The 26660-nt window shown below is 65.3% G+C and carries 24 protein-coding genes; 22 read left to right on the top strand and 2 right to left on the bottom strand.

All coding sequences use genetic code 11. The annotated features are described in order from the left end of the window. Positions 1-32 precede the first annotated feature (32 nt). Both metH and PTE31013_RS02330 read left to right on the top strand, forming a co-directional pair. Positions 33-2738, top strand: coding sequence for a methionine synthase (gene metH / locus PTE31013_RS02335; RefSeq protein ID WP_150611573.1), 2706 nt, complete (start codon positions 33-35; stop codon positions 2736-2738). A 190-nt stretch (positions 2739-2928) separates the two neighbouring features. Then, positions 2929-3639 carry an MgtC/SapB family protein gene (locus PTE31013_RS02330; RefSeq protein ID WP_150611572.1) on the top strand — a complete coding sequence of 237 codons (711 nt, stop codon included), beginning with the start codon at positions 2929-2931 and terminating at the stop codon, positions 3637-3639. 213 nt (positions 3640-3852) lie between these two features. On the opposite strand, the gene PTE31013_RS02325 is transcribed toward PTE31013_RS02330, so the two are convergent. After that, positions 3853-4179: a DUF1840 domain-containing protein gene (locus tag PTE31013_RS02325; protein WP_150611206.1), complete on the bottom strand. Its 327-nt coding sequence runs from the start codon at positions 4177-4179 to the stop codon at positions 3853-3855. Positions 4180-4404: 225 nt separating this feature from the next. Between PTE31013_RS02325 and argS the strand changes: the two genes are divergently transcribed. From argS to PTE31013_RS02295, 6 genes are all read left to right on the top strand, one after another. Further along, positions 4405-6126, top strand: coding sequence for an arginine--tRNA ligase (argS, locus tag PTE31013_RS02320; protein WP_425495532.1), 1722 nt, complete (start codon positions 4405-4407; stop codon positions 6124-6126). A 66-nt stretch (positions 6127-6192) separates the two neighbouring features. Beyond that, complete coding sequence (locus tag PTE31013_RS02315; RefSeq protein ID WP_150611204.1) at positions 6193-6867, top strand: SPOR domain-containing protein; 675 nt, start codon at positions 6193-6195, stop codon at positions 6865-6867. Positions 6868-7115: 248 nt separating this feature from the next. Next, the gene (locus PTE31013_RS02310) at positions 7116-7799 is read left to right on the top strand and encodes a thiol:disulfide interchange protein DsbA/DsbL (RefSeq protein WP_150611203.1); all 684 of its coding nucleotides are present in this window, start codon (positions 7116-7118) and stop codon (positions 7797-7799) included. Positions 7800-7845: 46 nt separating this feature from the next. Then, the gene (locus PTE31013_RS02305) at positions 7846-8700 is read left to right on the top strand and encodes an SDR family oxidoreductase (protein ID WP_150611202.1); all 855 of its coding nucleotides are present in this window, start codon (positions 7846-7848) and stop codon (positions 8698-8700) included. 99 nt (positions 8701-8799) lie between these two features. Beyond that, positions 8800-9291, top strand: coding sequence for a hypothetical protein (locus tag PTE31013_RS02300; protein ID WP_246173862.1), 492 nt, complete (start codon positions 8800-8802; stop codon positions 9289-9291). 228 nt (positions 9292-9519) lie between these two features. Further along, on the top strand, positions 9520-10839 hold the full coding sequence (locus tag PTE31013_RS02295) for an MFS transporter (protein ID WP_150611201.1): 1320 nt from the start codon (positions 9520-9522) through the stop codon (positions 10837-10839). A gap of 122 nt (positions 10840-10961) precedes the next feature. On the opposite strand, the gene PTE31013_RS02290 is transcribed toward PTE31013_RS02295, so the two are convergent. Next, entirely contained in the window at positions 10962-12044 is a 1083-nt protein-coding gene (locus PTE31013_RS02290; protein WP_150611200.1) for an MBL fold metallo-hydrolase, read from the bottom strand. Positions 12045-12171: 127 nt separating this feature from the next. Here PTE31013_RS02290 and PTE31013_RS02285 point away from each other — a divergent pair, with 127 nt between their 5' ends. From PTE31013_RS02285 to bioD, 14 genes are all read left to right on the top strand, one after another. After that, positions 12172-12609, top strand: coding sequence for a MerR family transcriptional regulator (locus PTE31013_RS02285; RefSeq protein ID WP_150611199.1), 438 nt, complete (start codon positions 12172-12174; stop codon positions 12607-12609). A gap of 196 nt (positions 12610-12805) precedes the next feature. Then, entirely contained in the window at positions 12806-13291 is a 486-nt protein-coding gene (locus PTE31013_RS02280; RefSeq protein ID WP_150611198.1) for a PaaI family thioesterase, read from the top strand. 99 nt (positions 13292-13390) lie between these two features. Beyond that, positions 13391-14572 (top strand): isovaleryl-CoA dehydrogenase, encoded by a 1182-nt coding sequence (locus PTE31013_RS02275; RefSeq protein WP_150611197.1) that lies wholly within the window; start codon positions 13391-13393, stop codon positions 14570-14572. A gap of 84 nt (positions 14573-14656) precedes the next feature. Beyond that, on the top strand, positions 14657-16510 hold the full coding sequence (aceK, locus tag PTE31013_RS02270) for a bifunctional isocitrate dehydrogenase kinase/phosphatase (protein ID WP_150611196.1): 1854 nt from the start codon (positions 14657-14659) through the stop codon (positions 16508-16510). A gap of 7 nt (positions 16511-16517) precedes the next feature. Further along, positions 16518-17198, top strand: a complete 681-nt coding sequence (gene can, locus PTE31013_RS02265; RefSeq protein ID WP_150611195.1) for a carbonate dehydratase — start codon at positions 16518-16520, stop codon at positions 17196-17198. A gap of 143 nt (positions 17199-17341) precedes the next feature. After that, complete coding sequence (locus PTE31013_RS02260; protein WP_150611194.1) at positions 17342-18526, top strand: acetyl-CoA C-acetyltransferase; 1185 nt, start codon at positions 17342-17344, stop codon at positions 18524-18526. A 40-nt stretch (positions 18527-18566) separates the two neighbouring features. Beyond that, positions 18567-19244, top strand: a complete 678-nt coding sequence (locus tag PTE31013_RS02255; protein WP_150611193.1) for an SDR family oxidoreductase — start codon at positions 18567-18569, stop codon at positions 19242-19244. 170 nt (positions 19245-19414) lie between these two features. Then, positions 19415-20020 (top strand): 2-hydroxychromene-2-carboxylate isomerase, encoded by a 606-nt coding sequence (locus PTE31013_RS02250; RefSeq protein ID WP_150611192.1) that lies wholly within the window; start codon positions 19415-19417, stop codon positions 20018-20020. Positions 20021-20039: 19 nt separating this feature from the next. Further along, positions 20040-20462 carry a YchJ family protein gene (locus PTE31013_RS02245; protein ID WP_150611191.1) on the top strand — a complete coding sequence of 141 codons (423 nt, stop codon included), beginning with the start codon at positions 20040-20042 and terminating at the stop codon, positions 20460-20462. Between the two features lie 66 nt (positions 20463-20528). Continuing rightward, on the top strand, positions 20529-22136 hold the full coding sequence (locus tag PTE31013_RS02240; RefSeq protein WP_150611190.1) for a carboxyl transferase domain-containing protein: 1608 nt from the start codon (positions 20529-20531) through the stop codon (positions 22134-22136). 34 nt (positions 22137-22170) lie between these two features. Further along, positions 22171-22962 carry an enoyl-CoA hydratase/isomerase family protein gene (locus PTE31013_RS02235; RefSeq protein ID WP_150611189.1) on the top strand — a complete coding sequence of 264 codons (792 nt, stop codon included), beginning with the start codon at positions 22171-22173 and terminating at the stop codon, positions 22960-22962. Between the two features lie 312 nt (positions 22963-23274). After that, a complete protein-coding gene (gene bioA / locus PTE31013_RS02230) occupies positions 23275-24651 on the top strand; it encodes an adenosylmethionine--8-amino-7-oxononanoate transaminase (RefSeq protein ID WP_150611188.1) in 1377 nt (458 codons plus the stop codon). Beyond that, positions 24648-25856 carry an 8-amino-7-oxononanoate synthase gene (bioF, locus tag PTE31013_RS02225; protein ID WP_150611187.1) on the top strand — a complete coding sequence of 403 codons (1209 nt, stop codon included), beginning with the start codon at positions 24648-24650 and terminating at the stop codon, positions 25854-25856. Before bioA ends, bioF begins: the two co-directional genes overlap by 4 nt. Continuing rightward, positions 25849-26607: a dethiobiotin synthase gene (gene bioD, locus PTE31013_RS02220; RefSeq protein WP_150611186.1), complete on the top strand. Its 759-nt coding sequence runs from the start codon at positions 25849-25851 to the stop codon at positions 26605-26607. The genes bioF and bioD overlap by 8 nt, the downstream gene beginning before the upstream one ends. Positions 26608-26660 lie beyond the last annotated feature (53 nt).

The raw sequence follows: 26660 nt of genomic DNA, 5'->3' as shown, positions 1-26660 counted from the left end.
CCTTCCTGAAGCCTGTTGAACCAGTGCAGCCGATGCGCCTGTCCGGCCTCGAGCCCTTCAACATTGGCGCAGGCGCGCTCTTCGTCAACGTCGGCGAGCGTACCAACGTCACCGGTTCGAAAGCGTTCGCGCGCATGATCCTGAACGGCCAGTTCGACGAAGCCCTTGCGGTCGCCCGCCAGCAGGTCGAGAACGGCGCGCAGGTCATCGACATCAACATGGACGAGGCGATGCTCGACTCCAAGGCAGCGATGGTGCGCTTCCTGAACCTGATCGCCTCCGAGCCGGACATCGCGCGCGTGCCGATCATGATCGACTCGTCGAAGTGGGAAGTCATCGAGGCGGGGCTGAAGTGCGTGCAGGGCAAGGCCATCGTCAACTCGATCTCGCTCAAGGAGGGCAAGGAAGCGTTCGTGCATCACGCCAAGCGCATCCGCCGCTATGGCGCCGCGGCCGTGGTCATGGCCTTCGACGAACAGGGACAGGCCGACACCTACGCGCGCAAGACCCAGATCTGCGAGCGCAGCTATCGCGTGCTCGTCGATGAAGTGGGCTTCCCGCCCGAGGACATCATCTTCGATCCGAACATCTTCGCGGTGGCCACCGGCATCGAAGAGCACAACAACTACGCCGTCGACTTCATCAACGCCACGCGCTGGATCAAGGCGCACCTGCCCGGCGCGAAGATCAGCGGCGGCGTGTCGAATGTCTCGTTCTCGTTTCGCGGCAACGACATCGTGCGCGAAGCGATTCACACCGTGTTCCTGTTCCACGCGATCCAGGCGGGTATGGACATGGGCATCGTCAACGCCGGCCAGCTCGGCGTGTACGAAAACCTCGACCCCGAGCTGCGCGAGCGCGTCGAGGATGTGGTGCTCAACCGCCGCGACGACAGCACCGAACGTCTGCTGGAGATCTCCGAGCGCTTCAAGGGCGGTGCGCAACGGCGCGAAGAGAACCTGGAATGGCGCAACCAGCCGGTCGAAGCGCGTCTCGCGCACGCGCTGGTGCACGGCATCACCACGTTCATCGTCGACGACACCGAGGAAGTGCGCCAGAAAATCCACGCGGCGGGCGGCCGGCCGATCCAGGTGATCGAAGGCCCGCTCATGGACGGCATGAACGTCGTGGGCGACCTGTTCGGCGCGGGCAAGATGTTCCTGCCGCAAGTCGTGAAGAGCGCACGCGTGATGAAGCAGGCCGTCGCGCACCTGGTGCCCTTCATCGAAGAGGAAAAGGCGCGCATGGCCGCCGCCGGTGAAGACGTTCGCTCCAAGGGCAAGATCGTGATGGCCACGGTCAAGGGCGACGTGCACGACATCGGCAAGAACATCGTGACCGTGGTGCTCCAGTGCAACAACTTCGAGGTCGTGAACATGGGCGTGATGGTGCCCTGCGCCGAGATCCTCGCCAAGGCGAAGGAGGAAGGCGCCGACATCATCGGCCTGTCGGGCCTCATCACGCCGAGTCTTGAAGAGATGGCCTACGTCGCCTCGGAAATGCAGCGCGACGATGACTTCCGCCTGCGCAACATTCCGCTGCTGATCGGCGGGGCCACCACGTCGCGCGTGCACACGGCCGTGAAGATCGCGCCGCATTATGACGGCCCCGTGATCTACGTGCCGGACGCGTCTCGCTCGGTCTCGGTCGCCTCGAACCTGCTCTCGGACGAGGCCGCCGAGCGATACCTCAAAGAGGTCAAGGCGGATTACGAGCGCGTGCGTACGCAGCATGCCAACCGCAAGGCCACGCCCATGGTCTCGCTCGCCACGGCGCGCGCGAACAAGTACAAGATCGATTGGTCGGCCTACGTCCCGCCCAAGCCAAAGTTCATTGGCCGGCGCGTGTTCAAGAACTACGACCTGGCCGAACTGGCCAGCTACATCGACTGGGGTCCGTTCTTTCAGACGTGGGATCTCGCCGGTCCCTTCCCGGCGATTCTCACCGACGCGATCGTTGGCGAATCGGCCCAGCGCGTCTTCGCAGACGGCAAGGACATGCTGGATCGCCTGATCAAGGGTCGCTGGCTCACGGCCAACGGCGTGATCGCGATGCTGCCCGCCAACGTGGTCGGCGACGACGACATCGAGATCTACACCGACGAGTCGCGCTCGGAAGTCGCGTTCACGTGGCATAACCTGCGTCAGCAGAGCGAGCGCCCCGTTGTCGACGGCGTGCGTCGCCCGAACCGCTCGCTGGCCGACTTCATTGCCCCCAAGGACAGCGGCGTGGCCGACTACATCGGCGTGTTCGCGGTCACGGCGGGGCTTGGCGTCGACGCCAAGGAAGCCGGCTTCCTCGCCACGCACGACGACTACAGCGCGATCATGCTCAAGGCGCTCGCCGATCGTCTGGCCGAGGCGTTCGCCGAGTGCATGCACGCGCGGGTGCGTCGCGAGTTCTGGGGCTACGCCAGCGGCGAGCAGCTCGACAACAACGCCCTCATCAAGGAAGCGTACGTCGGCATTCGCCCGGCGCCGGGCTATCCGGCCTGCCCGGAACACTCCGTCAAGGGGCCGATGTTCCACTACCTGCAAGCCCATGACGTCGGCATGAGTGTGACGGAATCGCTCGCCATGCTGCCCGCCGCGAGTGTCTCGGGTTTCTATCTGTCGCATCCGGACAGCACGTACTTCAGCGTGGGCAAGATCGGCCCCGATCAGGTGGAAGATTTCATGGAGCGCGCCAACGTGGACGAAGCCACCGCCCGGCGTCTGCTCGCCCCGCAACTTTCGTAATTGCATCGCTTCGCGTGACCCGGCCGGCGGCATGACGACCGCCCGCCAGCGCCGATGTCACGTCCGTGTCGCAAACGAAGCGTAGTGTCCCGCCCGTTCTGGCCGATCCGGCCGTTCGGATCCTCGGCCGCCGGCGTCCTGCGCTCTGCCGGCTGCCGGCTGGCTCACTTCGAGACGTCCCATGCACGCACTGCAAAGCATTCAGAATTTCCAGCTCCTGCCGCTGCTCAACACGGCCGTCTCGCTGCTCGTCGCGTTCATCCTGGGCGCGATCATCGGTGTGGAGCGTCAGGTCCGCCAACGCACCGCCGGCCTGCGCACCAATGTGCTCGTGGCCGTAGGGGCTGCCGCCTTTGTCGACTTGTCGATGCGGCTCATGCCCGGCGATACGCGCGTCATCGCCTATGTCGTGTCGGGGGTCGGCTTCCTGGGCGCGGGCGCCATCATGAAAGACGGCGCCTCGGTGCGTGGCCTGAACACCGCGGCCACCCTCTGGGGCTCGGCCGCGGTGGGCGCCGCCGCGGGGGCAAGCCTGATCGTCGAGGCAGTCGTCGTGGCGGGCTTCGTGCTGGCGGCCAATACGCTGCTGCGTCCCGTCGTGAACCGCATCAACCGCGCCCCGATCAACGAGGCGACGTCCGAGGCAACGTACGCGCTGTCCGTCATCTGCGCCCGCACCACGCAGCGCGAAGTGCTTGACAAGGTGGAAGCCTGGCTTGAGGCGTCGAACTATCCCGTGCGCGCGCTCGATATCCACCCGTTCGGCGAAGCGGAGGTCGAAATCGAAGCGCTGCTGCTGCCCACGGCGGTGCAGGCAGGCGAACTCGATGCCCTCACCGATCACCTGGAAACACTGCCGGGGGTGAACCAGGTGTTCTGGTCGAGCCGTTCGGACGACTAGGGGAAGCGCGCCGAAACGCGCGATGACCACGCATTTCAGCGCGTCACAGCATGGATCGCTGGCGCTGAAAATTGCGGATTCCGGGACGGGGATATCACGCGAAAGCGCGACAGTGTGGCGAGTGACGCGCTCAGACAATGAGCACGTCGCGCCGGAGGAATGACGTAGCGTACCTTCGGTTGCCCGGGAGGGCCAGGCATTGCCTTCGACCGCCTAGCGGCGACCGATCTCCCACATCACCGCGACGTTTTCCTTTCGGGACTCGCGCAGCATATCGAGCAGCGGATACGCCCGTTGTGCGAGACGCAAACGATCCTCTTCCTCTCGTTCGGCGGACTGCTTGCCTTCGCTTTCCTTCTTCGCAACGGCGTTGTCTTCCGCGATGGCGGCCTCGAGCTTCGCGATGGCCTCGCCCATTTCGTCCTCGCCGATGGCACCGCGCTCGCCAAGCCTCTTGCCGACCAGCCCGAGCAGAAACTGCGCGAGATTCTCCAGCATGGTGATCGTTGGCGAAGCGTGCGACTTGAACGTTACCAGCATGGTTGTCTCCCCTATTCGAGTTATCACCACCGCCGCCCCAAGTGCATGTCACGCAGCGTGTGGGACCAACGGGTACCGTGACTTCATCATACACCTGTTAAAATCCGTTGCTGACGATTCAATTGCCTGTCCGGACGTGTCCGGACGCACCCGAAACACCCGCCAATGCTACCCGCACAAAAGAATGCTCTCGTCGCGCTGATCGGCGACGTCGTCGCCGGATTGATGCCCGCAGACGGCACGACGCCCGATGCGCAAAATGCGCCGGCCATGCCGACGATCCTGCTCGAACGCCCGAAAGTCGCTGCGCATGGCGACCTGGCCTGTAACGTGGCGATGCAACTCGCCAAGCCACTGCGCGCCAATCCGCGCGAGCTGGCCCAGAAGATTGCCGATGCCCTCCTTGGCGACGCCCGCGCGAACGGGCTCGTCGACGCCGTTGAAATCGCCGGACCCGGCTTCATCAACCTGCGCCTGGCCAATGGCGCGAAGCAATCGGTGGCCCGCGCGATCCTGACCGAGGGCGCGGCCTTCGGTCACTGCGCCGTCCGCCACGACGACGCGCCGGTGCTCGTCGAGTTCGTCTCGGCCAACCCGACCGGCCCGTTGCACGTGGGGCACGGCCGTCAGGCCGCGCTCGGCGATACGATCTCGGCGCTGCTGGGCACGCAGGGCCGTCCGGTCCATCGCGAGTTCTATTACAACGATGCCGGCGTGCAGATCCAGACGCTCGCCACCTCGGTGCAGGCGCGCGCGCGCGGCCTCAAGCCGGGTGACGCCGAATGGCCGGAGTCGGCCTACAACGGCGACTACATCGGCGATATTGCGCAAGACTTCCTCGCAGGCAAGACCGTGCAGGCGTCCGACGGCGCGCCCGTCACCGGTAGCGGCGACATCAACGACATCGACTCGATCCGCGCGTTCGCCGTGGCCTATCTGCGCCGCGAGCAGGACATCGATCTGCAGACGTTCGGGGTGCGCTTCGATCAGTATTATCTGGAGTCGTCGCTCTACGCCGACGGCAGCGTCGAGCGCACGGTGCAGGCCCTCGTCGACGCAGGCGTGACGTACGAACAGGACGGCGCACTGTGGCTGCGCACGACCGATTACGGCGACGACAAGGACCGCGTGATGCGCAAGTCCGACGGCACCTACACGTACTTCGTGCCGGACGTCGCGTATCACACCCGCAAGTGGGCGCGCGGCTTCCATCAGGTCATCAACGTGCAGGGCTCGGACCACCACGGCACCATTGCCCGTGTGCGCGCCGGCTTGCAGGCCCTGGGCATCGGCATTCCGAAGGGCTACCCCGACTACGTGCTGCACAAGATGGTCACCGTCATGCGCCACGGCGAAGAGGTGAAGATCTCCAAGCGCGCGGGCAGCTACGTGACCGTGCGCGACCTGATCGAGTGGTCGGGCGGCATCACGGCCGAAACCCCGGTGACTGACCCGGCCGAGCGTGAAGACGCCCTGCGCCGTGGCCGCGACGCCGTGCGTTTCTTCCTGATTTCGCGCAAGGCGGACACCGAATTCGTGTTCGACGTGGACCTCGCGCTCAAGCAGAACGACGAGAACCCGGTGTACTACGTGCAGTATGCGCACGCCCGCATCTGCTCGATCCTCACGCAATGGGGCGACGACGACGCCCGCCTGGTCCACGCCAACCTCGCGCCGCTCGACAGCGAACGCGCGCTCGCGCTGCTGCAATTGCTCGCCGAGTACCCGGACATGCTCACGCGCGCGGCCGAGGAATTGGCCCCGCACGCCGTGGCCTTCTATCTGCGGGATCTGGCGGGGGCATTCCACTCCTTCTACAACGCCGATCGCGTGCTGGTCGACGACGAGACCGTCAAGCTCGCGCGCCTGGCGCTACTGGCGGCAACGCGTCAGGTGCTGCGCAACGGTCTTGCGGTGCTGGGCGTGTCGGCCCCGGCCAAGATGTAAGAGCCAGTTATCCAACCCTTCCGAACGGCAAACGCATCGGAACTCTGTAAGGACGGAATCGACTCGATGGCAAACACACGTCGGCCTCCCCGCCAGCGGGGCGGCACTTTTCTGGGCATCGTGCTCGGCCTGATCGTTGGGCTGGCCGTTGCCGTCGTCGTCGCGCTCTACATCACGAAGACGCCCACCCCGTTCGTCGAAAAGACGCCGCCGCGCCCGGCCGATAACTCGCCGGCTGCGCAGACGCCCGATCCGAACAAGTCGTTGCAGCCGCGCACGCCGCTGCCGGGTGCCGCGTCGACACCGGCCGGGCCGGAGTCAACCTCGCAAGCCGTGACGTCACCGCTCGTGCCGGGCACACCGGTCACGCCGGTCACGCCGCCGACAGCGTCGGCGCCGACGGCACCGGCGAAGACATCGCCCGCCGACATCCTCAGCGGCAAATCGACGGTGCCGGTCGCGCCGCCGACCACGCCGCCCGCGAGTGCCACGGACAGCGCCAACACGGGCTACTACTTGCAAGTCGGCGCGTTCAAGTCGCAGAGCGACGCCGAGCAGCTGCGCGCCAAGCTGGCGCTCTCGGGCTTCGAGGCGAAGGTCACGCAGCGCGATGCCAACGGCCTGACGCTCTATCGAGTACGCCTCGGCCCGTATGGCAAGCTCGACCAGATGAATCACGTGCGTCAGCGCCTGCAGGATGGTGGCTACGATACGGCCGTTATCCGTTTCACGAAGCCATGAACACCACGGGCGTTGCGCGATAAGGGCAACGCCTGTGGTTTCCTCTTCCGGCACAGTCATGCGCCCGCGCGCAATGCACGTGTCATGGCGGGATCGTTCGAGAAGCACTGGCGCTGCCGCGATGTTGAACCCCGTCGCGTGTCGCGGGTCATACGCACTAGCTAATCCGTCTGAATCCGGGATATGGTTTCGCGGGAACGTCGGCCAACCGTTGCCCGGCGCGTCCGCCTCACTCCTAAACAACGATCATGAAAAAACTTCTTGGTACCGTTCTGCTGTCTTTCGGTTTCCTTTGCGGCGCCGCCTCGGCCTCGCCCGAAGCCCCGGTCGCGGGAACCGACTACCTGGTATTGCCGCAGGCGCAGCCCACCTCGGCGGGCGCGGGTAAAATCGAAGTCACCGAGTTCTTCTGGTACGGCTGCCCGCATTGCAATGCGCTCGAGCCGTCACTGGAAGCATGGGTGAAGAAGCAAGGCAAGGACGTCGTGTTCAAGCGCGTGCCGGTCGCCTTCCAGGATCGCTTCGAACCGCACACCCGCATGTACTACGCGCTGCACGCCCTGGGCCGTGAAGCCGAACTCACACCGAAGGTCTTCAACGAGATCCACGTCAAGCACAACTATCTGCTGACGGCGCAGACGCAGGCCGACTTCCTCACACAGTTCGGCATCGACAAGCAGAAGTATCTCGACGCCTATAACGGCTTCTCGACCCAGGCCAGCGTGAAGACGGCGAACAAGACGTGGCAGGACTACAAGATCGACGGCGTGCCGACGATCGCGATCCAGGGCAAGTACCTTGTCTCGCCGGCCACCTCGGGCGACGCGCTGCAGAAAGCCGGCAAGCCGGCCACGACCGAGCAGCAGACGTTCGACGCGGCGCTCAAGACGGCCGACTCGATCATCAACCAGATCCGCGCGAAGAAGCTGTAAGCTTCGCCGCTCACAAAGCCCGGCCCCGGCCGGGTTTTTGCATTCCATGGCGACACACACGACATCACCGAAAGTCTTCATCACGGGTGCCTCGAGCGGATTGGGCGAAGCGCTCGCGCGTCACTACGCCGCGCAGGGCGCCATCCTCGGGCTCGTGGGCCGTCGCGGCGACAAGCTCGCCGACCTGGCCGCCTCGCTCCCCCATCCGCATGCCGTGCATAGCTACGCGCTCGACGTGCGTGACGCGCTCGCGCTGCGCGCGGCGGCCGACGACTTCATGGCGCGGCACGGCGTGCCGGACATCGTCATCGCCAGTGCGGGCATCAGCCATGGCGTGAATACCGAAGACGCAGCCGATCTGCCGCACTTCGCTTCGGTCATGGACACCAACTGGCTGGCGATGGTCGCCACCTTCAGCCCCTTCGTCGCGCCGATGCGCGAACGCAAACGCGGCACGCTCGTGGGCATCGGCAGCGTGGCGGGCGTGCGCGGCCTGCCGGGGCACGGCGCCTACAGTGCGTCGAAGGCGGCCGCGATGACGTACCTGGAAAGCCTGCGCGTGGAATTGCGCGCCGCCAAGGTCGCGGTCGTGACGATTGCACCGGGCTACATTCAAACGCCGATGACGGACGGCAATCCGTTCCCGATGCCGTTCCTGATGCCCTCGGACAAGTTCGCGCGCAAGGCGGCCGCGGCGATTGCCCGGCGCCGCCGCTTCGTGGTGCTGCCGTGGCCGATGGGGGTGGTGGCCTGCCTCATGCGATGTCTGCCGCGCTGGCTCTACGACGCGCTCTTCGCTCGCGCGCCGCGAAAGCCACGATTGTCCGAGCGCCAGGCGGAAAGCGGCGCCCCGGCAAACGCCAGCCAGCCATCGGACGATCCGTCGACAGGCGCTAAATAGCGGCCAACGCAAGGACATTCCCCAAATCGAAGCAAGGAATCGGGGAATGCCGAATGTCACGCGTTACATTGCACCAGATCCCTAACGCGCGACGTCCCCATGAACGCCATGTCAACGCAAGCCGCACCACGCGCTTGCCCCACTCGCGGCGTCGCGCCTCATCGGCGCGTCGCCCGCCTCGTCTTCCTGCCGCTCGCACTGGTCGTTTCCGGCTGCGCTGCGCTGGATCCCGGCAACTGGCAAGTCGTCGGTCCGCCCGCATCGTACGTCCGCCCCGCCCCGGTCATTGTCGCGCCGGCACCGGTGATCGTGACGCCGGCGCCCACCGTCATTGCCCCCGCCCCCGTGATCATTGCGCCGCGCCCGCCCATCGTGATCGCCCCCGCGCAGCCCTATATCGTCGTGCCGCAGCCCCGGCCGCGCGCATCTCGCGACGCCGCCCACTTCCTGAGCGAAAAATGCTATCTGGAGAAAGGCGGCTGCTACACCAGCGAATATCGGGAAGGGTACGAGTTCAATCCCTACTCCGGCACGTGGGAATGGGTCGGACAACGAGACTATCGGTGGAAAGGCCGCCGGGGAAATCGCTAAGTCCCGACACACCTGTGTCCCTCTCCTGGACCGCGCCGACGTCTGCTGTGGCCGAGCAGAATTTTGACCCGTTGTGGTGCATTGCAAACCTGCGCTAGAGTGCTCGTGTAACTTCAATAGAGGTACACACGACGTTAAACCGGTCTTGCCGCGAAAGCGCGAATGGATGCCGACGGACGTTAGCATACCGATTCGACTGCGGCGGACCCCACCTGGCAGGAGAGGCATATGCAGGCAACCCCCACCGGCGCGCCGGATATCGATCCGGCGCTGCGACGCAAAGCGGTGATCGGTTCAACGCTGGGCAATGCATTCGAGTGGTTCGACTTTACGGTCTACGGTCTCTTCGCTGTCATCATCGCGAAACTCTTCTTCCCCGCGGAAAACGATACGAACTCGCTGCTCGCGAGTGTGGCATCGCTGGGCGTGGCGTTCTTCTTCCGCCCCATCGGCGGGCTCGCGTTCGGTTTGTATGCCGATCGCGCCGGACGCAAATCGGCGCTCTCGGTCATGGTGCTGCTCATGGCGCTTGGCACGGGCCTGATCGGCATTGCGCCGACGTATGCGGCGATCGGTTTCGCCGCGCCGCTGCTGATCCTGCTGGCCCGGGTCATTCAGGGCTTCTCGGCGGGCGGTGAATTCGGTGGCTCGACAGCCATGCTGATCGAGTTCTCGCCCCCCCACCTGCGCGGCTTCTATGGCAGTTTCCAGATGTGCTCGCAGGCGCTGGCCGTCGCGTTCGCCGGCCTGTGCGCCTATGTCCTCAACACGGGGCTGACAAAAGAAGCACTCGAATCGTGGGGTTGGCGGCTTCCGTTCCTGTTCGGGATCCTGATCGGCCCGGTGGGCTTCTATATTCGACGTCGCATGACGGAGTCGCCGGAGTTCCTGGCCTACGCCGCCGCGCGTGCGCCGACCCGCCGCACACCGCTCGCCGACGTCTTCTCACATCATTATCGCGCGCTCATCGCGGGCTTCGGCCTGACGGTCGCAGCGACGACGTCGTTCTACGTGACGCTGATCTACACGCCGATCTATGCGGTCAAGCAACTGGGATTGACGCAGGGCGCCGCGAGCCTGTCGACACTCATCGCCGCGTTGCTGATCGCCGCGCTGTGCCCGCTGACAGGCTGGATTTCGGATCACGTGGGCCGCAAACCGCTGATTCTGATGTTCGTGCTGCTCTACGGCCTGACGTCGTTCTGGATGTTTACGCGGTTGCACGGCGCGCCGTCGATGGGCAATCTGTTGCTCGCGCAGATTCTGCCGGCCGTCTGCATGGGCTTCGTGTGGGGCGCGTTCCCGACGGCGGTCACGGAGGTGTTCCCGGTTGGCGTGCGCTCGACGGGCGTCTCGATTCTCTACAACGTGTCGGTGATGTTGTTTGGCGGTCTCGCGCCGTTCTGGATCACGTATCTGATCAAGACGACCCAGAACCCGCTGGCCCCCGCCTATTACATTCTGATGACGGTGACGATCAGCCTGGTGACGTATGGTTTGCTCGGCCGCGAAGGCCGTAGCGCTCCGGCGTCGACGCAGCACGCCTGATGTCGCGCTTGCCACGGCAAGCGCAAAAGCAATGCCCCGGCGACCTGAATCGGTCGTCGGGGCATTGGTTTGTGGCCGACCGCCCGGGTGCGCCGCTCAAGCCGGTGGCGCCTGCCGGTCGATCAAACCGGGGAGAAGCGCCAGACGCCCTTCGCATCGCGATCGCGTTTGAGTTCCCCCGAGCGCCAGAGCATATGCAGGTGCGCCAGCGCTTCGCCCATGGCGAAGGTGGTCTGGTGGGCATCGAGCTTGCGATGGAACATGATGGGCACGATATCCCCCGCGCTCTGCGGCGACCGGGCGCACGCGTCGCGCACTTCCTGTAGTCGCGCGGCGTGGTGATCGCGGAGTTGGCCAATGCGCGTGTGCAGCCCGGTGAACGGCCGGCCATGCGAGGGCAGCACCAGGCAATCGGCGGGCAGATCGAGGTAGACGCCCAGCGAGTCGAGGAACAGTTGCAGCGGGTTGGCTTCGGGTTCGATGTCGAACACGCTGACGTTGGTCGAGATGCGCGGCAGCACCATGTCGCCGGAGATGAGCGCGTTGTGCTGTTCGGAGTACAGCGCCATGTGTTCGGGCGAATGGCCGTACCCCACGATCAGACGCCAGTCGCTGCCGCCAATACGCAGCGTATCGCCATCGCGCAGGCGGAAGAAGCGCGACGGCACTTCGGGTACGAGGTCGCTGAAGTAGGTTTTCCGGTGGCGGATCTGGTCGATCATGGCCTCGTCGGCGAGCCCATGCGAGATGAAGTGCGACACGGCGAAGTCGCCGCCGGCGTTGGCGGCGTTGTTGTTGACGCCTTCCGACATGAGCCTGCCCCAGGCGTAATCGCCCTGCGACATGGCGAGCCGGGCCGACCAGCGGGGTTTGTCGCCCCCCTTGCAGATCCAATGCGCGAGGCCGAGGTGGTCGGGGTGGCAGTGCGTGACGACGACACGCAGGACAGGCTCGCCACCGAGCGCGCGCTCGAACACTTGCTCCCAATAGGCTTTGATCTGCGGATGGGTGATGCCGCAATCGACGATCGTCCAGCCTTTGACGCCATCGATTTCATCGCGCAGCAGCCACAGGTTGATGTGATCGAGCACGAACGGTAACGGCATGCGTACCCAGAAGACGCCGGGCACGACTTCGTGCACGGTGCCGCCTTCCGGCAAGAAATCTCCGAAGGGGTAGTTCAGTTGTTGTTCGAGGGCATTCACGGGGCCACGCTCCAGATGGACTTGTTCTGTCGTTGTCGGTTGACGCCGTCATGGATTGCACAGGACGCAACTTGACGCTAACGTAAACGGCAATTCTATCTGCAATGGTAAGCACCCGCTTAACCCGATGCTCACATACACGATTACCGACCTGGCCCGCGAGTTCGACATTACGCCCCGTGCGATCCGCTTCTACGAGGATCAGGGCCTGCTCACACCGGCCCGCGAAGGCCCCGGCGGGCGCCATCGCGTCTACACCGGTCAGGATCGCACGCGCCTGAAACTGACGCTACGCGGCAAACGTCTCGGACTCACACTCTCGGAGATCAAGTCGATTCTCGATCTCTACGAATCCCCCAAGGATACGGTGTCCCAGCTTCGCGTGTTCCTCGAGACACTCTCCCAGCATCGGCAGGTGCTTGAGCAGCAACTCGAAGACCTGCACGCCACGCTCGATGAAGTCGCACAGCACGAAGCCCAATGCCTCGCGCTGCTCGAGGCCGCCGGCGAGCCTGCGCCCGCCAGCATCGCTCGACGGTCGAAGACGACCGCGGCGTCGCACTGATTCGTTAAGCGTCGGCTTTATCCACATCCCCCCTTCAACTCGCCTCGCGCCACCCGCTCCCCGGGGCTGCGGAGAGCGGCATTCTTGCCCCGGCCCACTGATACTTGCTTGGATTCAGGAAAGCCCTTACTTTACGTTTACGTAAACGTTAAGTAATATCTGGGCACTCGGCTTTGTCCAGACTCTCGCTCCCATCATGGCCAATACTCCTGTCTCTCACGCTGAACCGCTCGACGACGCCGTCGCCGCAAAGATCCGCGCCAGCTTCGACAAACAGGGCGTCATGATGCATTGGGATGCGCAAATCTCGCATCTTGCCGACGGCCACTGCGAAATCTCGCTGCCCTTCTCGGACAAGGTCAACCAACAGCACGGCTATTTTCACGGTGGCGTGATCGGCGCCATCGCCGACTCCGCCGGCGGTTACGCAGGCTACACCCGCATCTCGCCGGACCAGGAACTGGTCACCGCCGAGTACAAACTGAACATTCTCGCCCCCGGCAAGGGCGATACACTGGTCGGACGCGGCCAGGTCGTGAAAGCCGGGCGCACGCTCATCGTCGCCACCGCCGAACTGTTTGTCATCGACGGCGGCAAATGGACGCTTTGCGCAATGATGCAGCAAACGCTTTTCGTGTTGGCGGCAAATCCCTCGGCAAGCGCGTCGCCCACGTCACGCTGAGCGCCGCCCCACCGGATTCACCGAATCAACGCCCCTTAGCAGCACCATCGAACATGCGCGCGGGCAAGTCGCCACGCGCCACCCTCTGGAGACTGTGTCATGACTACGTTGCCCGGCCTCAATTTCATGCTCGGCGAAGACCTCGATATGCTGCGCGAATCGGTCTCGAACTTCGCATCCAAGGAAATCGCCCCGCGCGCGGGCGAAGTGGATCGCACTGACCAGTTCCCGATGGACCTCTGGCGCAAGATGGGCGACCTCGGCGTGCTCGGCATGACGGTCTCGGAAGAATACGGCGGCGCGAACATGGGCTATCTGGCCCACATGATCGCGATGGAGGAAATCTCGCGCGCCTCGGCGTCGGTTGGGTTGTCGTACGGCGCGCACTCGAATCTTTGCGTCAATCAGATTCATCGCAACGGCACCGCGGCGCAAAAGGCAAAGTACCTGCCGAAGCTGGTGTCGGGCGAGCACGTCGGCGCACTCGCCATGAGCGAGCCGAACGCAGGCTCGGACGTGGTCAGCATGAAGCTGCGTGCCGAGAAGCGCGGCGACCGTTTCGTGCTCAACGGCACGAAGATGTGGATCACGAACGGCCCGGACTGTGACACGCTGGTCGTCTACGGCAAGACGGATCCGGAAGCGGGCGCCCGCGGCATGACGGCCTTCCTCGTCGAGAAAGGCATGAAGGGCTTCTCGGTTGCGCAAAAGCTCGACAAACTCGGCATGCGCGGCTCGCACACGGGCGAGCTGGTGTTCGAGAACGTAGAGGTGCCGGAGGAGAACGTACTGGGCCAGGTCGGCGGCGGCACGAAGGTGCTCATGAGCGGCCTGGACTACGAGCGCGCGGTGCTCGCCGGCGGCCCGCTGGGCATCATGCAGGCGGCCATGGACGTCGTCGTGCCCTATATCCACGACCGCAAGCAGTTCGGCCAGTCGATCGGGGAGTTCCAGCTCATCCAGGGCAAGGTCGCGGACATGTACACGATCCTGCAGGCGAGCCGCGCGTATCTGTATGCGGTGGGCCGCCAGCTCGATTTGCTTGGCAGCGATCACGTGCGCCAAGTGCGCAAGGACTGCGCGGGGGTGATTCTGTACACGGCCGAAAAGGCGACGTGGATGGCCGGCGAGGCAATCCAGATTCTGGGCGGCAACGGCTATATCAACGAGTACCCGGTCGGCCGTCTGTGGCGCGACGCGAAGCTCTATGAAATCGGCGCGGGCACCTCGGAGATCCGCCGCATGTTGATCGGCCGCGAGTTGTTCGCGCAAACGATGTAACCCCACGAGGCATCGACTGACATTCAGGCGCAGGCAGCGGCGCTACAATCCCTTGAGATCGCCCCTGCGCCTGTCCCGACCGGTATGAATCACTTCCCGAAACTCCTGTCGTCGCAGTTTGCTTACGACGTCGCCCGCACGATGCTGGACGGCTTCGACAAGCATTACCGCATCTTCCGCGATGTATGCATCGCGGCGCAGGCGTGTTTCGAGGCGGGCGATTTCATGGGCATCCAGAAGCTCCAGCGCGACCGCATCGCCTATTACGACGAACGCGTGCGCGAATGTGTCGTGACGCTGGAAGACGAGTTCGACGCCCAGTCGCTCGATGACGATGTCTGGCAGCAAGTGAAGCTGCACTACATCGGCTTGCTCACGGAGCATCGTCAGCCGGAGCTGGCCGAGACGTTTTTCAACTCGGTGTGCTGCAAGATCCTGCACCGTTCGTACTTCAACAACCGCTTCATCTTCGTACGCCCCGCCGTGGCGACGGAGTACATCGAGAACGACGCCCCCGCCGCCAGGCCGACGTATCGCGTCTATTACCCAGCGCAAGACGGCATGGCCGCCACGATCGCGCGCATCGTCACGAATTTTCAGCTCAAACGCCCGTTTGCCGATCTGACGCGCGACGTCGGCTATGTCATGCGCGCCCTCGAGCAGACGCTAGGCGACTTCGTGCCGGCACCGAATTTCCAGTTTCATGTGCTCGCGTCGCTGTTCTTCCGGAACAAGGCGGCCTATATCGTGGGACGCATCGTGAACGGCGACGCGACCACGCCGTTCGCCCTGGCGATCATGCACGACGCGAACGGCAAGCTGGCGCTGGACGCCGCCCTGCTGCGCCGCGAGGAACTGCGTGTGGTGTTCGGCTTCACGCACGCCTATTTCATGGTCGACATGGAAGTGCCCTCGGCCTATGTACAGTTCCTGCGCACGATCATGCCGGGCAAGCCGAAAGCGGAGATCTACACGTCGGTCGGTCTGCAGAAACACGGCAAGAACCTGTTCTATCGCGACTTCCTGCATCACCTGAAGCATTCGAGCGACAAGTTCGTGAGCGCGCCGGGCATTCCCGGGCTGGTGATGCTGGTGTTCACACTGCCCTCGTACCCGTATGTCTTCAAGCTGATTCGCGAGCGCTTCGCACCGCCCAAGGAGACCACGCGCGAGCAGGTGAAGGCGAAGTACCTGATGGTCAAGCGACATGATCGGGTGGGCCGGATGGCCGACACGCTGGAATTCTCGAGCGTGGCCTTTCCGCTCGCGCGCTTCGATGACGCCCTGCTCGCCGAACTCCAGCGCGAGGTGCCCTCGCAGCTCGAAGTCGAAGGCGACGCCCTCGTGATCCGCCACTGTTACATCGAACGCCGCATGACGCCGCTCAATGTGTGGCTACAGACGGCGTCGGACGCGGAGGTCGACCACGCCATGCGCGAGTATGGCAACGCGGTGAAGGAGCTGATGGCGGCGAACATCTTCCCGGGCGACCTGCTGTACAAGAATTTCGGTGTGACGCGTCACGGCCGGGTGGTCTTCTACGACTATGACGAACTGGAATACCTGACGGATTGCCACATCCGTCGAGTGCCGGAACCCCGTAACGAAGAAGAGGCGATGTCGGGGGAAGTCTGGTACCGTGTAGGCCCGCACGACGTGTTTCCGCAGACGTTCGAGACGTTCCTGGCCGGAGATGCACGCGTGCGGCACTATCTGAGCCAGCATCATCCGGATTTTTTCGACCCTGGCCTGTGGCAGGACTATCAGGATCGGGTGCGAGCCGGACAGATGCACGACTTCTATCCGTACGATGTCTCGCTGCGTTTCGTCAATCGCTACAGCACCGTCAGCGGTGCCGGTGCCTCCGGCGCCCCCGCCCCGCGCGGCGGCGGCCTGAGCGTTCGACGTCTCCCAGCGCACGACACGTCCGCCGGATGACACGATCATGACCGAAGACAAAGACCAACCTCTCCTCCATCTGCTCGATAACAACCGCGCCTGGGTCGCCGGCGTGAACGCGGAAGACCCCGCATTTTTCGAGCGGCTGTCGAAACTGCAAGCGCCGGAGTATCTCTGGATCGGCTGCTCTGACTCACGCGTGCCGGCCAACCAGATCACGGGCCTTGCGCCGGGCGAAGTGTTCGTCCATCGCAATATCGCGAACGTGGTGGTCCACAGCGATCTGAACTGCCTGTCGGTATTGCAGTTCGCCGTCGAAGTGCTGAAGGTCCGCCACGTCATGGTGGTCGGCCATTACGGCTGCGGCGGCGTGGGCGCGGCGCTCGACGGCGCGAAGATGGGACTCGTCGACAACTGGCTGCGCCACGTGCGCGATGTGTACGAGCGTCACGTCGAGCAGATCGACGCCCTGCCGTCGCGCGACGCGCGCCATGACCGGCTGTGCGAACTGAACGCCATCGAGCAAGTGGTCAATATCTGCCATACGACGGTACTGCGCGACGCCTGGGCCCGCAATCAGCCCGTGACGGTACACGGCTGGGTGTACGGCCTGCGCGACGGCCTGGTGCGCGATCTGCGCATGTCGGTCAACAGCCTCGAAGCCCTGCCGCGAATTTACGACCGCTGCGTGACTGCGATGGCCGAATTACGCAATCCACGCGCCTGAGCGAGTCGCACTGTCCGGCCACGCCGGACACCCCTCGCCGGACGCGCGGACGATGCAAGGACTGAAGCATTGGATATTCGGGGGCTGACAAGCCGGTCCGCAAGGACCATTGCCGGCCTCACAAGCGACTACAGGAGATTGCCATGCAACACGACCCGATCGTCATCGTTTCCGCCGCCCGCACGCCGATGGGCGGCCTGCAAGGGGTATTCGGCGATGTCACCGCACCGCAACTGGGCGCCGCCGCCATTCGCGCCGCCGTCGAACGCGCCGGGATTCCGCCCGAGCAGGTCGACGAAGTGATCATGGGCTGCGTGCTGCCCGCCGGCCAGGGCCAGGCGCCCGCCCGCCAGGCAACGCTCGGCGCCGGTCTGCCGCTCGCAGCCGGGGCGACCACCGTCAACAAGATGTGCGGATCGGGCATGCGCGCCGCCATGTTCGCGCACGACATGCTCGTTGCCGGTAGCGCCGATGTGATTGTCGCCGGTGGCATGGAGAGCATGAGCAACGCGCCCTATCTGCTGCCGAAGGCACGCACCGGCATGCGCATGGGGCATGGTCAGGTCATCGACCACATGTTTTACGACGGCCTGGAAGACGCCTACGACAAGGGTCGCCTGATGGGCACCTTCGCCGAGGAATGCGCCGACCATTACGCGTTCACCCGCGAGGCGCAGGACGCCTTCGCGATCGCATCGCTCGAACGCGCGCAAAACGCCACGAAGGACGGTTCGTTTTCGTGGGAGATCACGGCGGTGACGGTACCCGGTCGCAAGGGCGACACGGTGGTCGATCAGGACGAGCAGCCGCTCAAGGCCAATCCCGAGAAGATCCCGACCCTCAAGGCAGCCTTCCGCAAGGACGGCACGGTGACGGCGGCGAACTCGTCGTCGATCTCTGACGGCGCCGCCGCACTCGTCCTCATGCGCGAATCGACGGCCAAGCGTCTTGGCCTCACGCCGCTCGCACGCATCGCCGGACACAGCACGTTCGCCCAGCAGCCGAGCCGCTTCACCACCGCGCCGGTCGGCGCCATGCGCAAGCTGTTCGAAAAGACCGGCTGGTCGACGCGCGACGTCGATCTGTATGAAATCAATGAGGCCTTCGCTGTCGTCGCGATGGCCGCGATGCGCGAGTTCAACCTGCCGCACGAGAAGGTCAACATTCACGGCGGCGCCTGCGCGCTCGGCCACCCGATCGGCGCGTCCGGCGCACGCATTCTGGTCACGTTGATCGGTGCGTTGCGCAAGACCGGCGGCAAGCGCGGCGTGGCCAGCCTGTGCATCGGCGGTGGCGAAGCGACGGCGATGGCCATCGAACTCGTCTGACCCCGCAGACCTGCGCCCTCGCCCACAGGAATCACACGTCATGAAAACAGCACTCGTCATCGGTGCCTCGCGCGGTATCGGCATGGAATTCGTCAGGCAGTATCGCGACGACGGCTGGCGTGTCTTCGCCACGGCACGCCATGAGGACGGCCTGGCCGCCTTGCGCGCGTTGGGTGCCGAGCCGCTCCCGCTTGACGTGACACGCGTCGAATCGCTCTCCGGCCTGTCGTGGCAGCTCGACGGCGTGACCCTCGATGTCGCGATCTACAACGCTGGGGTGAATTCGGCGCGCACCACCGGTCTCGCGCCGATCACCGCCGCAGAGTTCGACCGCGTGTTCCACACGAATGTGCTTGGCGCCATGCAGGCCGCGCCGCTCGTGTTGCCGTTCGTCGAAGCCGCCGGCGGCGCGTTCGGTTTTCTCTCGAGCCGCATGGGCAGCATCGCTCTGATGGATTCGAATGGCAGTTGGCTCTATCGCGCAAGCAAGGCGGCCGTGAATTCGGTGGTCAAGGCCACATCGCTCGAAGCGCAGCGCGCCACCTGCGTCGCGATGCACCCTGGCTGGGTACGCACGGACATGGGTGGCGAGAACGCGGACATCGACGTGCAAACGAGCGTGGCCGGCATGCGCCGGGTGCTCGCCCGCGCGCCGGGCGAGCGCGCCACACACAACGGCGGCTTCTTCAATTACGACGGCAACGCGCTGGCATGGTGATCGCCAGATCGACACGCCGGCAGGTAACGAACGCAAAAGCGAAGCGCAGGAATCAATAAAACCGCGACCGGGCAGGCATCGCCCGGCACGAGACGGAACAACAAGCTGTAGCCACACCGCCGTATCTTTTGATTCGCGGGCCAGACACGTCACTCGGAAACGGAGCCCACATGACGTCCGCCATCGACTTTTATTTCGACTTCGCATCCCCGTATGGGTATTTTGCGAGCACCTGCATCGACGACATCGCAACGAGACACGGGCGTAGCGTGGCGTGGCATCCGATCCTGCTCGACACCGTCTACAAGGTGAACGGCACGGGCGCACCGATGCAACACCCGATCAAAACGGAGTACTTGCGACATGACGTGGAGCGCACCGCACGTTATCACGGCATTGCGTACAAGCGCCCGACGCACTTCCCGATCCCGACGCAAGCCGCCGAGCGCGCGGTGCTCTGGGTGCAGGATCATCGCGGCGGCGACCTGTCCGCGGAGTTCGCGAAGACGATCTTCCACGCGCTATACGTCGATGACGTGAACATCGGCGACCCGGCCGAACTCGCGCGCCTGGGCGCGACCCTGGGCATCGACGGCGCGAAGCTCGACGCCGGCATGCACGCTCCCGCCACCAAGGACCACCTCAAGGCCGAAATCGATCTGGCCATGGCGCGCGGGGTGTTCGGCTCGCCGTTCGTGATCGTGGACGGCGAACCGTTCTGGGGCTTTGACCGCTTCGCACAGGTCGAGGCCTGTCTGAAGCAAGGCAAGATCTGACAACAAGGCAAGACTCACGATGGCAAGACCCCAATCGTCGCCCAGCGCCACGACGCAAGACACGGAGCGCGACGCCTGCCCTTGCGGCGGGCTCGCGTTCGACGACTGCTGCGCGCGCTACCTGGAACGCGGCGACATCGCGCCCACCGCCGAAGCGCTGATGCGCTCGCGCTATACGGCGTTCGTGCGTCAAGACGCCGCGTACCTGCTCGACACGTGGGCGGCTCGCACGCGTCCCGCCACGCTCGACTTCGACGACGCACCGCAATGGCTCGGCCTGCAAATCAAGGGGCATCGCCAAAGCGACGAGACGCACGCCGAAGTCGAATTCGTCGCCCGCTACAAGGTCGGCGGACGGGCTAACCGGCTGCACGAGCGCAGCCGCTTCGAGCGCTCGGAGGACGGCCGCTGGCGCTACATCGAAGGCGATCTGTTCGACTGACCTCGCCCCGGCACACGCCCCCGAAACGCCTTACCCGATTCCTCACTCTCCACCGGATTTCGTCACATGCCGATTATTGAAAGCAAGCTCAACCCGCGCGGCGAAGACTTTGCACGCAACGCGGCCACGATGCAGACCCTGGTCGATGACCTGCGTGCCCGCATTGCGCAACTGGCCGGTGGCGGCGGTGAGGCCGCGCGCAAAAAACACATCGCGCGCGGCAAGCTGCTGCCGCGCGAGCGCGTGCAACAATTGCTCGACCCAGGCTCGCCGTTCCTGGAACTCTCCCAGCTCGCGGCCATCGGCATGTATCACGACGACGCCCCGGGCGCCGGCATCATCACCGGCATCGGTCGCGTGTCGGGCCAGGAGTGCGTGATCGTCTGCAACGACGCCACCGTCAAGGGCGGCACTTATTACCCGATGACGGTCAAGAAGCATCTGCGCGCGCAGGAGATCGCCGAGCAGAACCACCTGCCGTGCATCTACCTGGTCGACTCGGGCGGCGCCAACCTGCCGAACCAGGACGACGTCTTCCCCGACCGCGATCACTTCGGGCGCATCTTCTACAACCAGGCACAGATGTCCGCGCAGGGCATTCCGCAAATCGCCGTCGTGATGGGCTCGTGTACCGCCGGCGGCGCCTACGTGCCCGCGATGAGCGACGAGTCGATCATCGTCAAGGAACAGGGCACGATCTTCCTCGGCGGGCCGCCGCTCGTGAAAGCGGCTACCGGCGAGGAAGTGAGCGCCGAAGACCTCGGCGGCGCCGACGTCCACACGCGGCTGTCGGGCGTGGTCGATCACTTCGCGCAGAACGATGCGCACGCGCTGTCCATCGCGCGCAGCATCGCCGCGAACCTCAACCGTCGCAAGCCGGCCACCGTCGCGGTCAAGCCGCCGGTCGATCCGAAGTACGATGCCCGCGACCTGTACGGCGTGATCCCGGCCGACACGAAGAAGCCGTTCGACGTACGCGAAGTGATCGCCCGCGTGGTTGACGGCTCCGAGTTCGACGAATTCAAGGCGCGCTACGGCACCACGCTCGTGTGCGGCTTCGCGCATCTATGGGGCTATCCGGTCGGCATCGTGGCGAACAACGGCATTCTGTTCTCCGAGTCGGCCCAGAAGGGCGCGCACTTCATCGAGCTGTGCTGCCAGCGCAAGATCCCGCTGATCTTCCTGCAGAACATCACCGGCTTCATGGTCGGGCGCAAGTATGAGAACGAAGGCATCGCCAAACACGGCGCGAAGATGGTGACGGCCGTCGCCACCGCGAACGTGCCGAAATTCACGGTCATCATCGGCGGCTCGTTCGGCGCCGGCAACTACGGCATGTGCGGTCGCGCCTACTCGCCGCGCTTCCTGTGGATGTGGCCAAACGCCCGCATCTCGGTGATGGGCGGCGAGCAGGCCGCCTCGGTGCTCGCCACGGTCAAGCGCGACGGCATCGAGGGCCGTGGCGGCCAGTGGAGCGCCGAGGAAGAGGATGCCTTCAAGCAGCCGATCCGCGATCAATACGAGCACCAGGGTCATCCGTACTACGCCAGCGCCCGCCTGTGGGACGACGGCGTGATCGATCCGGCGGACACGCGTACCGTGCTCGGCCTGGGACTGTCGGCCACGCTCAATGCGCCGATCCCCGACACGCGCTTCGGCCTGTTCCGCATGTAACCGCCCGCACTGGCTCTTCGAGGAATTCCACGTCATGAATCTCGCCACGCTAAAAGTCAGCGTCGACGCCCACGTCGCCACCGTCACCCTCAATCGTCCCGAGGTGCGCAATGCGTTCAACGAAACGGTCATCGAGGAGTTGACCGGTGCGTTTCGTGCACTCGCCACGAACGTCGACGTGCGCGTCATCGTCCTCGCCGCCGAGGGCGCCGCCTTCTGCGCGGGCGCCGACCTGAACTGGATGCAGAAGATGGCCGGTTACTCGGAAGCGGAAAACCGCGCCGACGCGATGACGCTGGCCGTCATGCTGAGCACGATCTATCGCTGCCCGAAGCCGGTGATCGCCCGCGTGCAGGGCGACGCATACGCCGGAGGCGTAGGTCTGGCAGCCGTGGCCGATATGGTCGTGGCGGTCGACACTGCGCACTTCTGCCTGTCGGAGGCGAAGCTGGGGCTGATGCCGGCCACGATCGGCCCCTATGTCATTCGCGCGCTTGGCGAGTCGGCATCGCGCCGCTACTTCCTCACGGCGGAGCGCTTCACCGCCACGACGGCGCAGCGTCATGGACTCGTGCACGAGGTCGTGAGCGCCGCTGCGCTCGACAGCACCGTGCAGGCGTTGGCCAAGGCGCTCGTCGACAACAGCCCGAACGCGGTGAAGGAAGGCAAACGGCTCGTGCAGGACTTCGCGAGTCGAGACATCGACGACGACGCCATCGCCGACACGGCGGAGCGCATCGCGAAGATCCGCGCGTCCGACGAAGGCCGCGAGGGGGTGCGTTCGTTCCTCGAGAAGCGCGCGCCGTCGTGGCGCGAGGCGTCCTGAGCCGAGTGCGCGAACCCGACCACATCATCGGTTACAAATTTTTTGAGGAGGGGTGAAGGCGGAGATGCCGCAACGTTAACGACGGTTTTTACGAATTTATCGATAACGTCTCGCTACGGCACGCAAAACAGCGATTTTTCACGCCAATTCCGCCTATTGCCCTACCAAAACGCTTTGCCTACCATGCGCCCATCCCCCCACCTCCGGCCCCGTGCGGCAGTGCCTCGTGCAACGCCCGTCACCGGCCAGCCGGACGGACGGCGCATATCGCGTTGCGAGCGTCGTCCGTCGCGGCCAACCAAGGAGTCAACGATGGACGCCTCCCCGCGCCCCCCCGCCGGTCCCGGCGATCTCGCCGCGCGCAGTCTGCGACAGGTCTGGCACCCCTGCACGCAGATGAAGCAACAGGCAAAGCTGCCACTCGTCGCGTTGTCCCACGGCGAAGGCCCCTGGCTCGTCGATACCGACGGCGAGCGTTACCTCGACGCCATCAGCTCATGGTGGGTCAATCTGTTCGGCCACGCGAATCCACGCATCAACGCGGCGCTCGTCGATCAGCTCGGCCGCCTCGAACACGCCATGCTCGCGGGCTTCACGCACGAGCCCGTCGTCGCCTTGGCCGAACGCCTGTCGGCACTGACCGGCGGCGTGCTCGGTCACGCGTTCTTCGCGTCCGATGGCGCCTCCGCCGTCGAGATCGCCCTGAAGATGAGCTTTCACGCGTGGCGCAACCAGGGCCACAGCGACAAGCGCGAATTCGTGTGCGTGCGCCACGGCTATCACGGTGAGACGCTCGGTGCGCTCGCCGTGACCGACGTCGCCCTCTTTCGTGATGCCTACGACCCGCTGCTGCGTCACGCCCACGTGGTGGCCTCGCCCGATGCGCGCGATGCCCGCGACGGGGAAACGCCGGCCGACGTGGCGCGTCGTGCCGCGGCGGAGCTCGAGACGTTGCTCGCGCAACGCGAGGGACGCATTGCCGCCGTCATCGTCGAACCGCTCGTGCAATGCGCGGCCGGGATGGCGATGCACGATCCCGAGTACCTGCGCCGCGTGCGCGCGTTGTGCGACCAGCATGGTGCGCATCTGATCGCCGACGAAATCGCCGTCGGGTGCGGACGCACGGGCACCTTCTTCGCGAGCGAACAGGCCGGCATCTGGCCTGACCTGCTCACGCTGTCCAAAGGGATCAGCGGCGGCTACCTGCCCCTGTCACTGGTGCTCTCGCGCGACGCGATCTACAACGCCTTCTACGACGACGACACCGCGCGTGGCTTCCTGCACTCGCATTCATACACCGGTAATCCGCTGGCTTGCCGCGCCGCGCTCGCCACGCTCGACATCTTTGCCGACGATGACGTCCTCACGCGCAACGCGCTTCGCGCACAACGCCTCACGCAGGCCCTCGCGCCATTGGCCGATGACCCAAGGGCCAGGCACGTGCGCCATCGCGGCATGATCTGGGCGTTCGATGCGGTGTTGCCGGACGTCCCCGGCGCCGCCGGCGCCTTCGCGAAACGCTTTTACACGGAAGCCCGGGCACGCGGCGTGCTGCTGCGTCCCATCGGGGCCACGGTCTATTTGATGCCGCCGTACGTCCTCGACGACGCTACCGTCGACTGGCTCGCGGCCCAAACGCTCGCCGCCTTCGACGCCACGATGACGCACGGCATGGAGGTGCCCGCATGACAACCCATCCCCTTTTCGCCCGCCTCGACGCCGGCCTCGCCGACATCGACCGTGCGCATCTGCGACGCCGCCGTCGCGTGGTGTCCACGCCGTGCCAGCCGCATGTGTGCGCCGACGGCCGCGACGTCCTCGCGTTCGCCAGCAACGATTATCTCGGCCTGGCGGCACATCCGAAGGTCGTTCAGGCGCTTATCGAGGGCGCCCAGCGCTACGGCGCAGGCAGCGGCGCATCGCACCTGATCAGCGGTCACTCGCAGGCCCACGCGGAACTCGAAGATGCGCTCGCCGACTTCATGTCGCCGCATCTCGTCGACAGCCGTGCGTTGTACTTCTGCACCGGTTACATGGCCAACCTGGCGACGATCTCCGCGCTCGCCGACAAGGACGCCGAGATCTTCTCCGAAGCGCTCAACCACGCCTCGCTGATCGACGGCGCACGACTATCGCGCGCGCGTACCCACGTCTACCCGCACGGCGACGTCGACGCCCTGGCCGCGCTGCTCGACGCCAGCACCGCCGAGACGAAGCTGATCGTCACCGACGGCGTGTTCTCCATGGACGGCGACATCGCGCCGCTGCCGCAACTGCTCGCGTTGGCCGAGCGTCACAACGCGTGGTTGATCGTGGACGACGCGCATGGCTTCGGCGTTGTCGGCGAGAACGGCCGGGGCGTGTTCGAGCATTTCGACCTGCGCTCGCCGAACCTCGTCATCATCGGCACGCTCGGCAAGGCGGCCGGCGTCGGCGGGGCGTTCGTCGCCGCCAACGCGCGTGTCATCGAATGGCTCATCAATCGGGCACGGCCGTACATCTTCACCACGGCGGCGGCGCCGTCGCAAGCCCATGCGCTGCTCACGAGCCTGGCGCTGATCGCTGGCGACGACGGCCGCGAGCGCCGCGCCGCGCTGCAAGCGCGCATCGCCCAGCTGCGCGACACGCTCACGCTGCGGCATTGGCGACACATGGTCTCGCCCACGGGCGTGCAGCCCATCATCCTCGGCGAGAACGCCGCCGCGCTGCACGCGCAGGCGGGGCTGGCCGAAGCCGGACTGTGGGTGCCCGCCATCCGCCCGCCGACCGTGGCACCCGGCACATCGCGCCTGCGTCTGACGCTCTGCGCCACCCACACGGCCGACGACGTCGCCCGGCTCGCCACCGCCATCAATCAACTCGACCACGACTGGACGGAGCACGTGCATGGCTGATCCGCGTCTCGCCGCCCCGCTCGATACGCCCGCCGCACGGGCCACGCCGGCGCGCTATGCGTTCTTCGTCACTGGCACCGACACGGAAATCGGCAAGACGCTCGTCTCGTCTGCTCTGCTCCATGCCGCCGCGCGTCGCGGGCTGGTGTGTGCGGGGCTCAAGTCGGTTGCGGCAGGCGCCTCGGAGCACAACGGGCGTTTCGTCAACGACGATGTCGAGCAGTTGCACCAGGCAAGCAATCTGAAACTGCCCGACGACTGGTACTGCCCCTATGTGCTCAAGGACGCTACGGCACCGCACATCGCGGCCGCCGCCGAGGGCATCGCGCTCGATTGCAGCGTAATTCAAGCGGGTTACGCACGGGTCGCCGCGCGCGCCGATCTGGTGATCGTCGAGGGCGTGGGCGGCTTTCGCGTGCCGCTCGGGGCCGATGCCAACGCCCCCGATACGGCCGAGCTGGCGCGCCAGCTCGGCCTGCCGGTGATCCTGGTCGTCGGTTTGCGGCTGGGCTGCATCAACCACGCCCTGCTCACCGCCGAAGCCATCGCCGCCCGGGGTCTGACGCTCGCGGGCTGGGTCGCCAATCACGTCGATCCGGAGATGCGCCACGTGGCAGCGAACATCGACACCATTGCCGCGCGCTTGCCGGCGCCACTGCTCGGGCGCGTGCCGCATCTGCCGCACCCCGACGCGGCAACCGCCTCCGGCTATCTCGACATAGGGTCGCTCGTCGACATGACGCGGCCCTGAGCGCGCGCCCCTCGCGCGCAACATCAACGAACCCACGGAATTCAAGGAATCTC

It is taken from the genome of Pandoraea terrigena, assembly GCF_902459705.1.
Lineage (GTDB): Bacteria > Pseudomonadota > Gammaproteobacteria > Burkholderiales > Burkholderiaceae > Pandoraea > Pandoraea terrigena.
The sequence above is the reverse complement of the archived record's forward strand: the minus strand, read 5'-3'. Positions and strand labels throughout refer to the sequence as shown.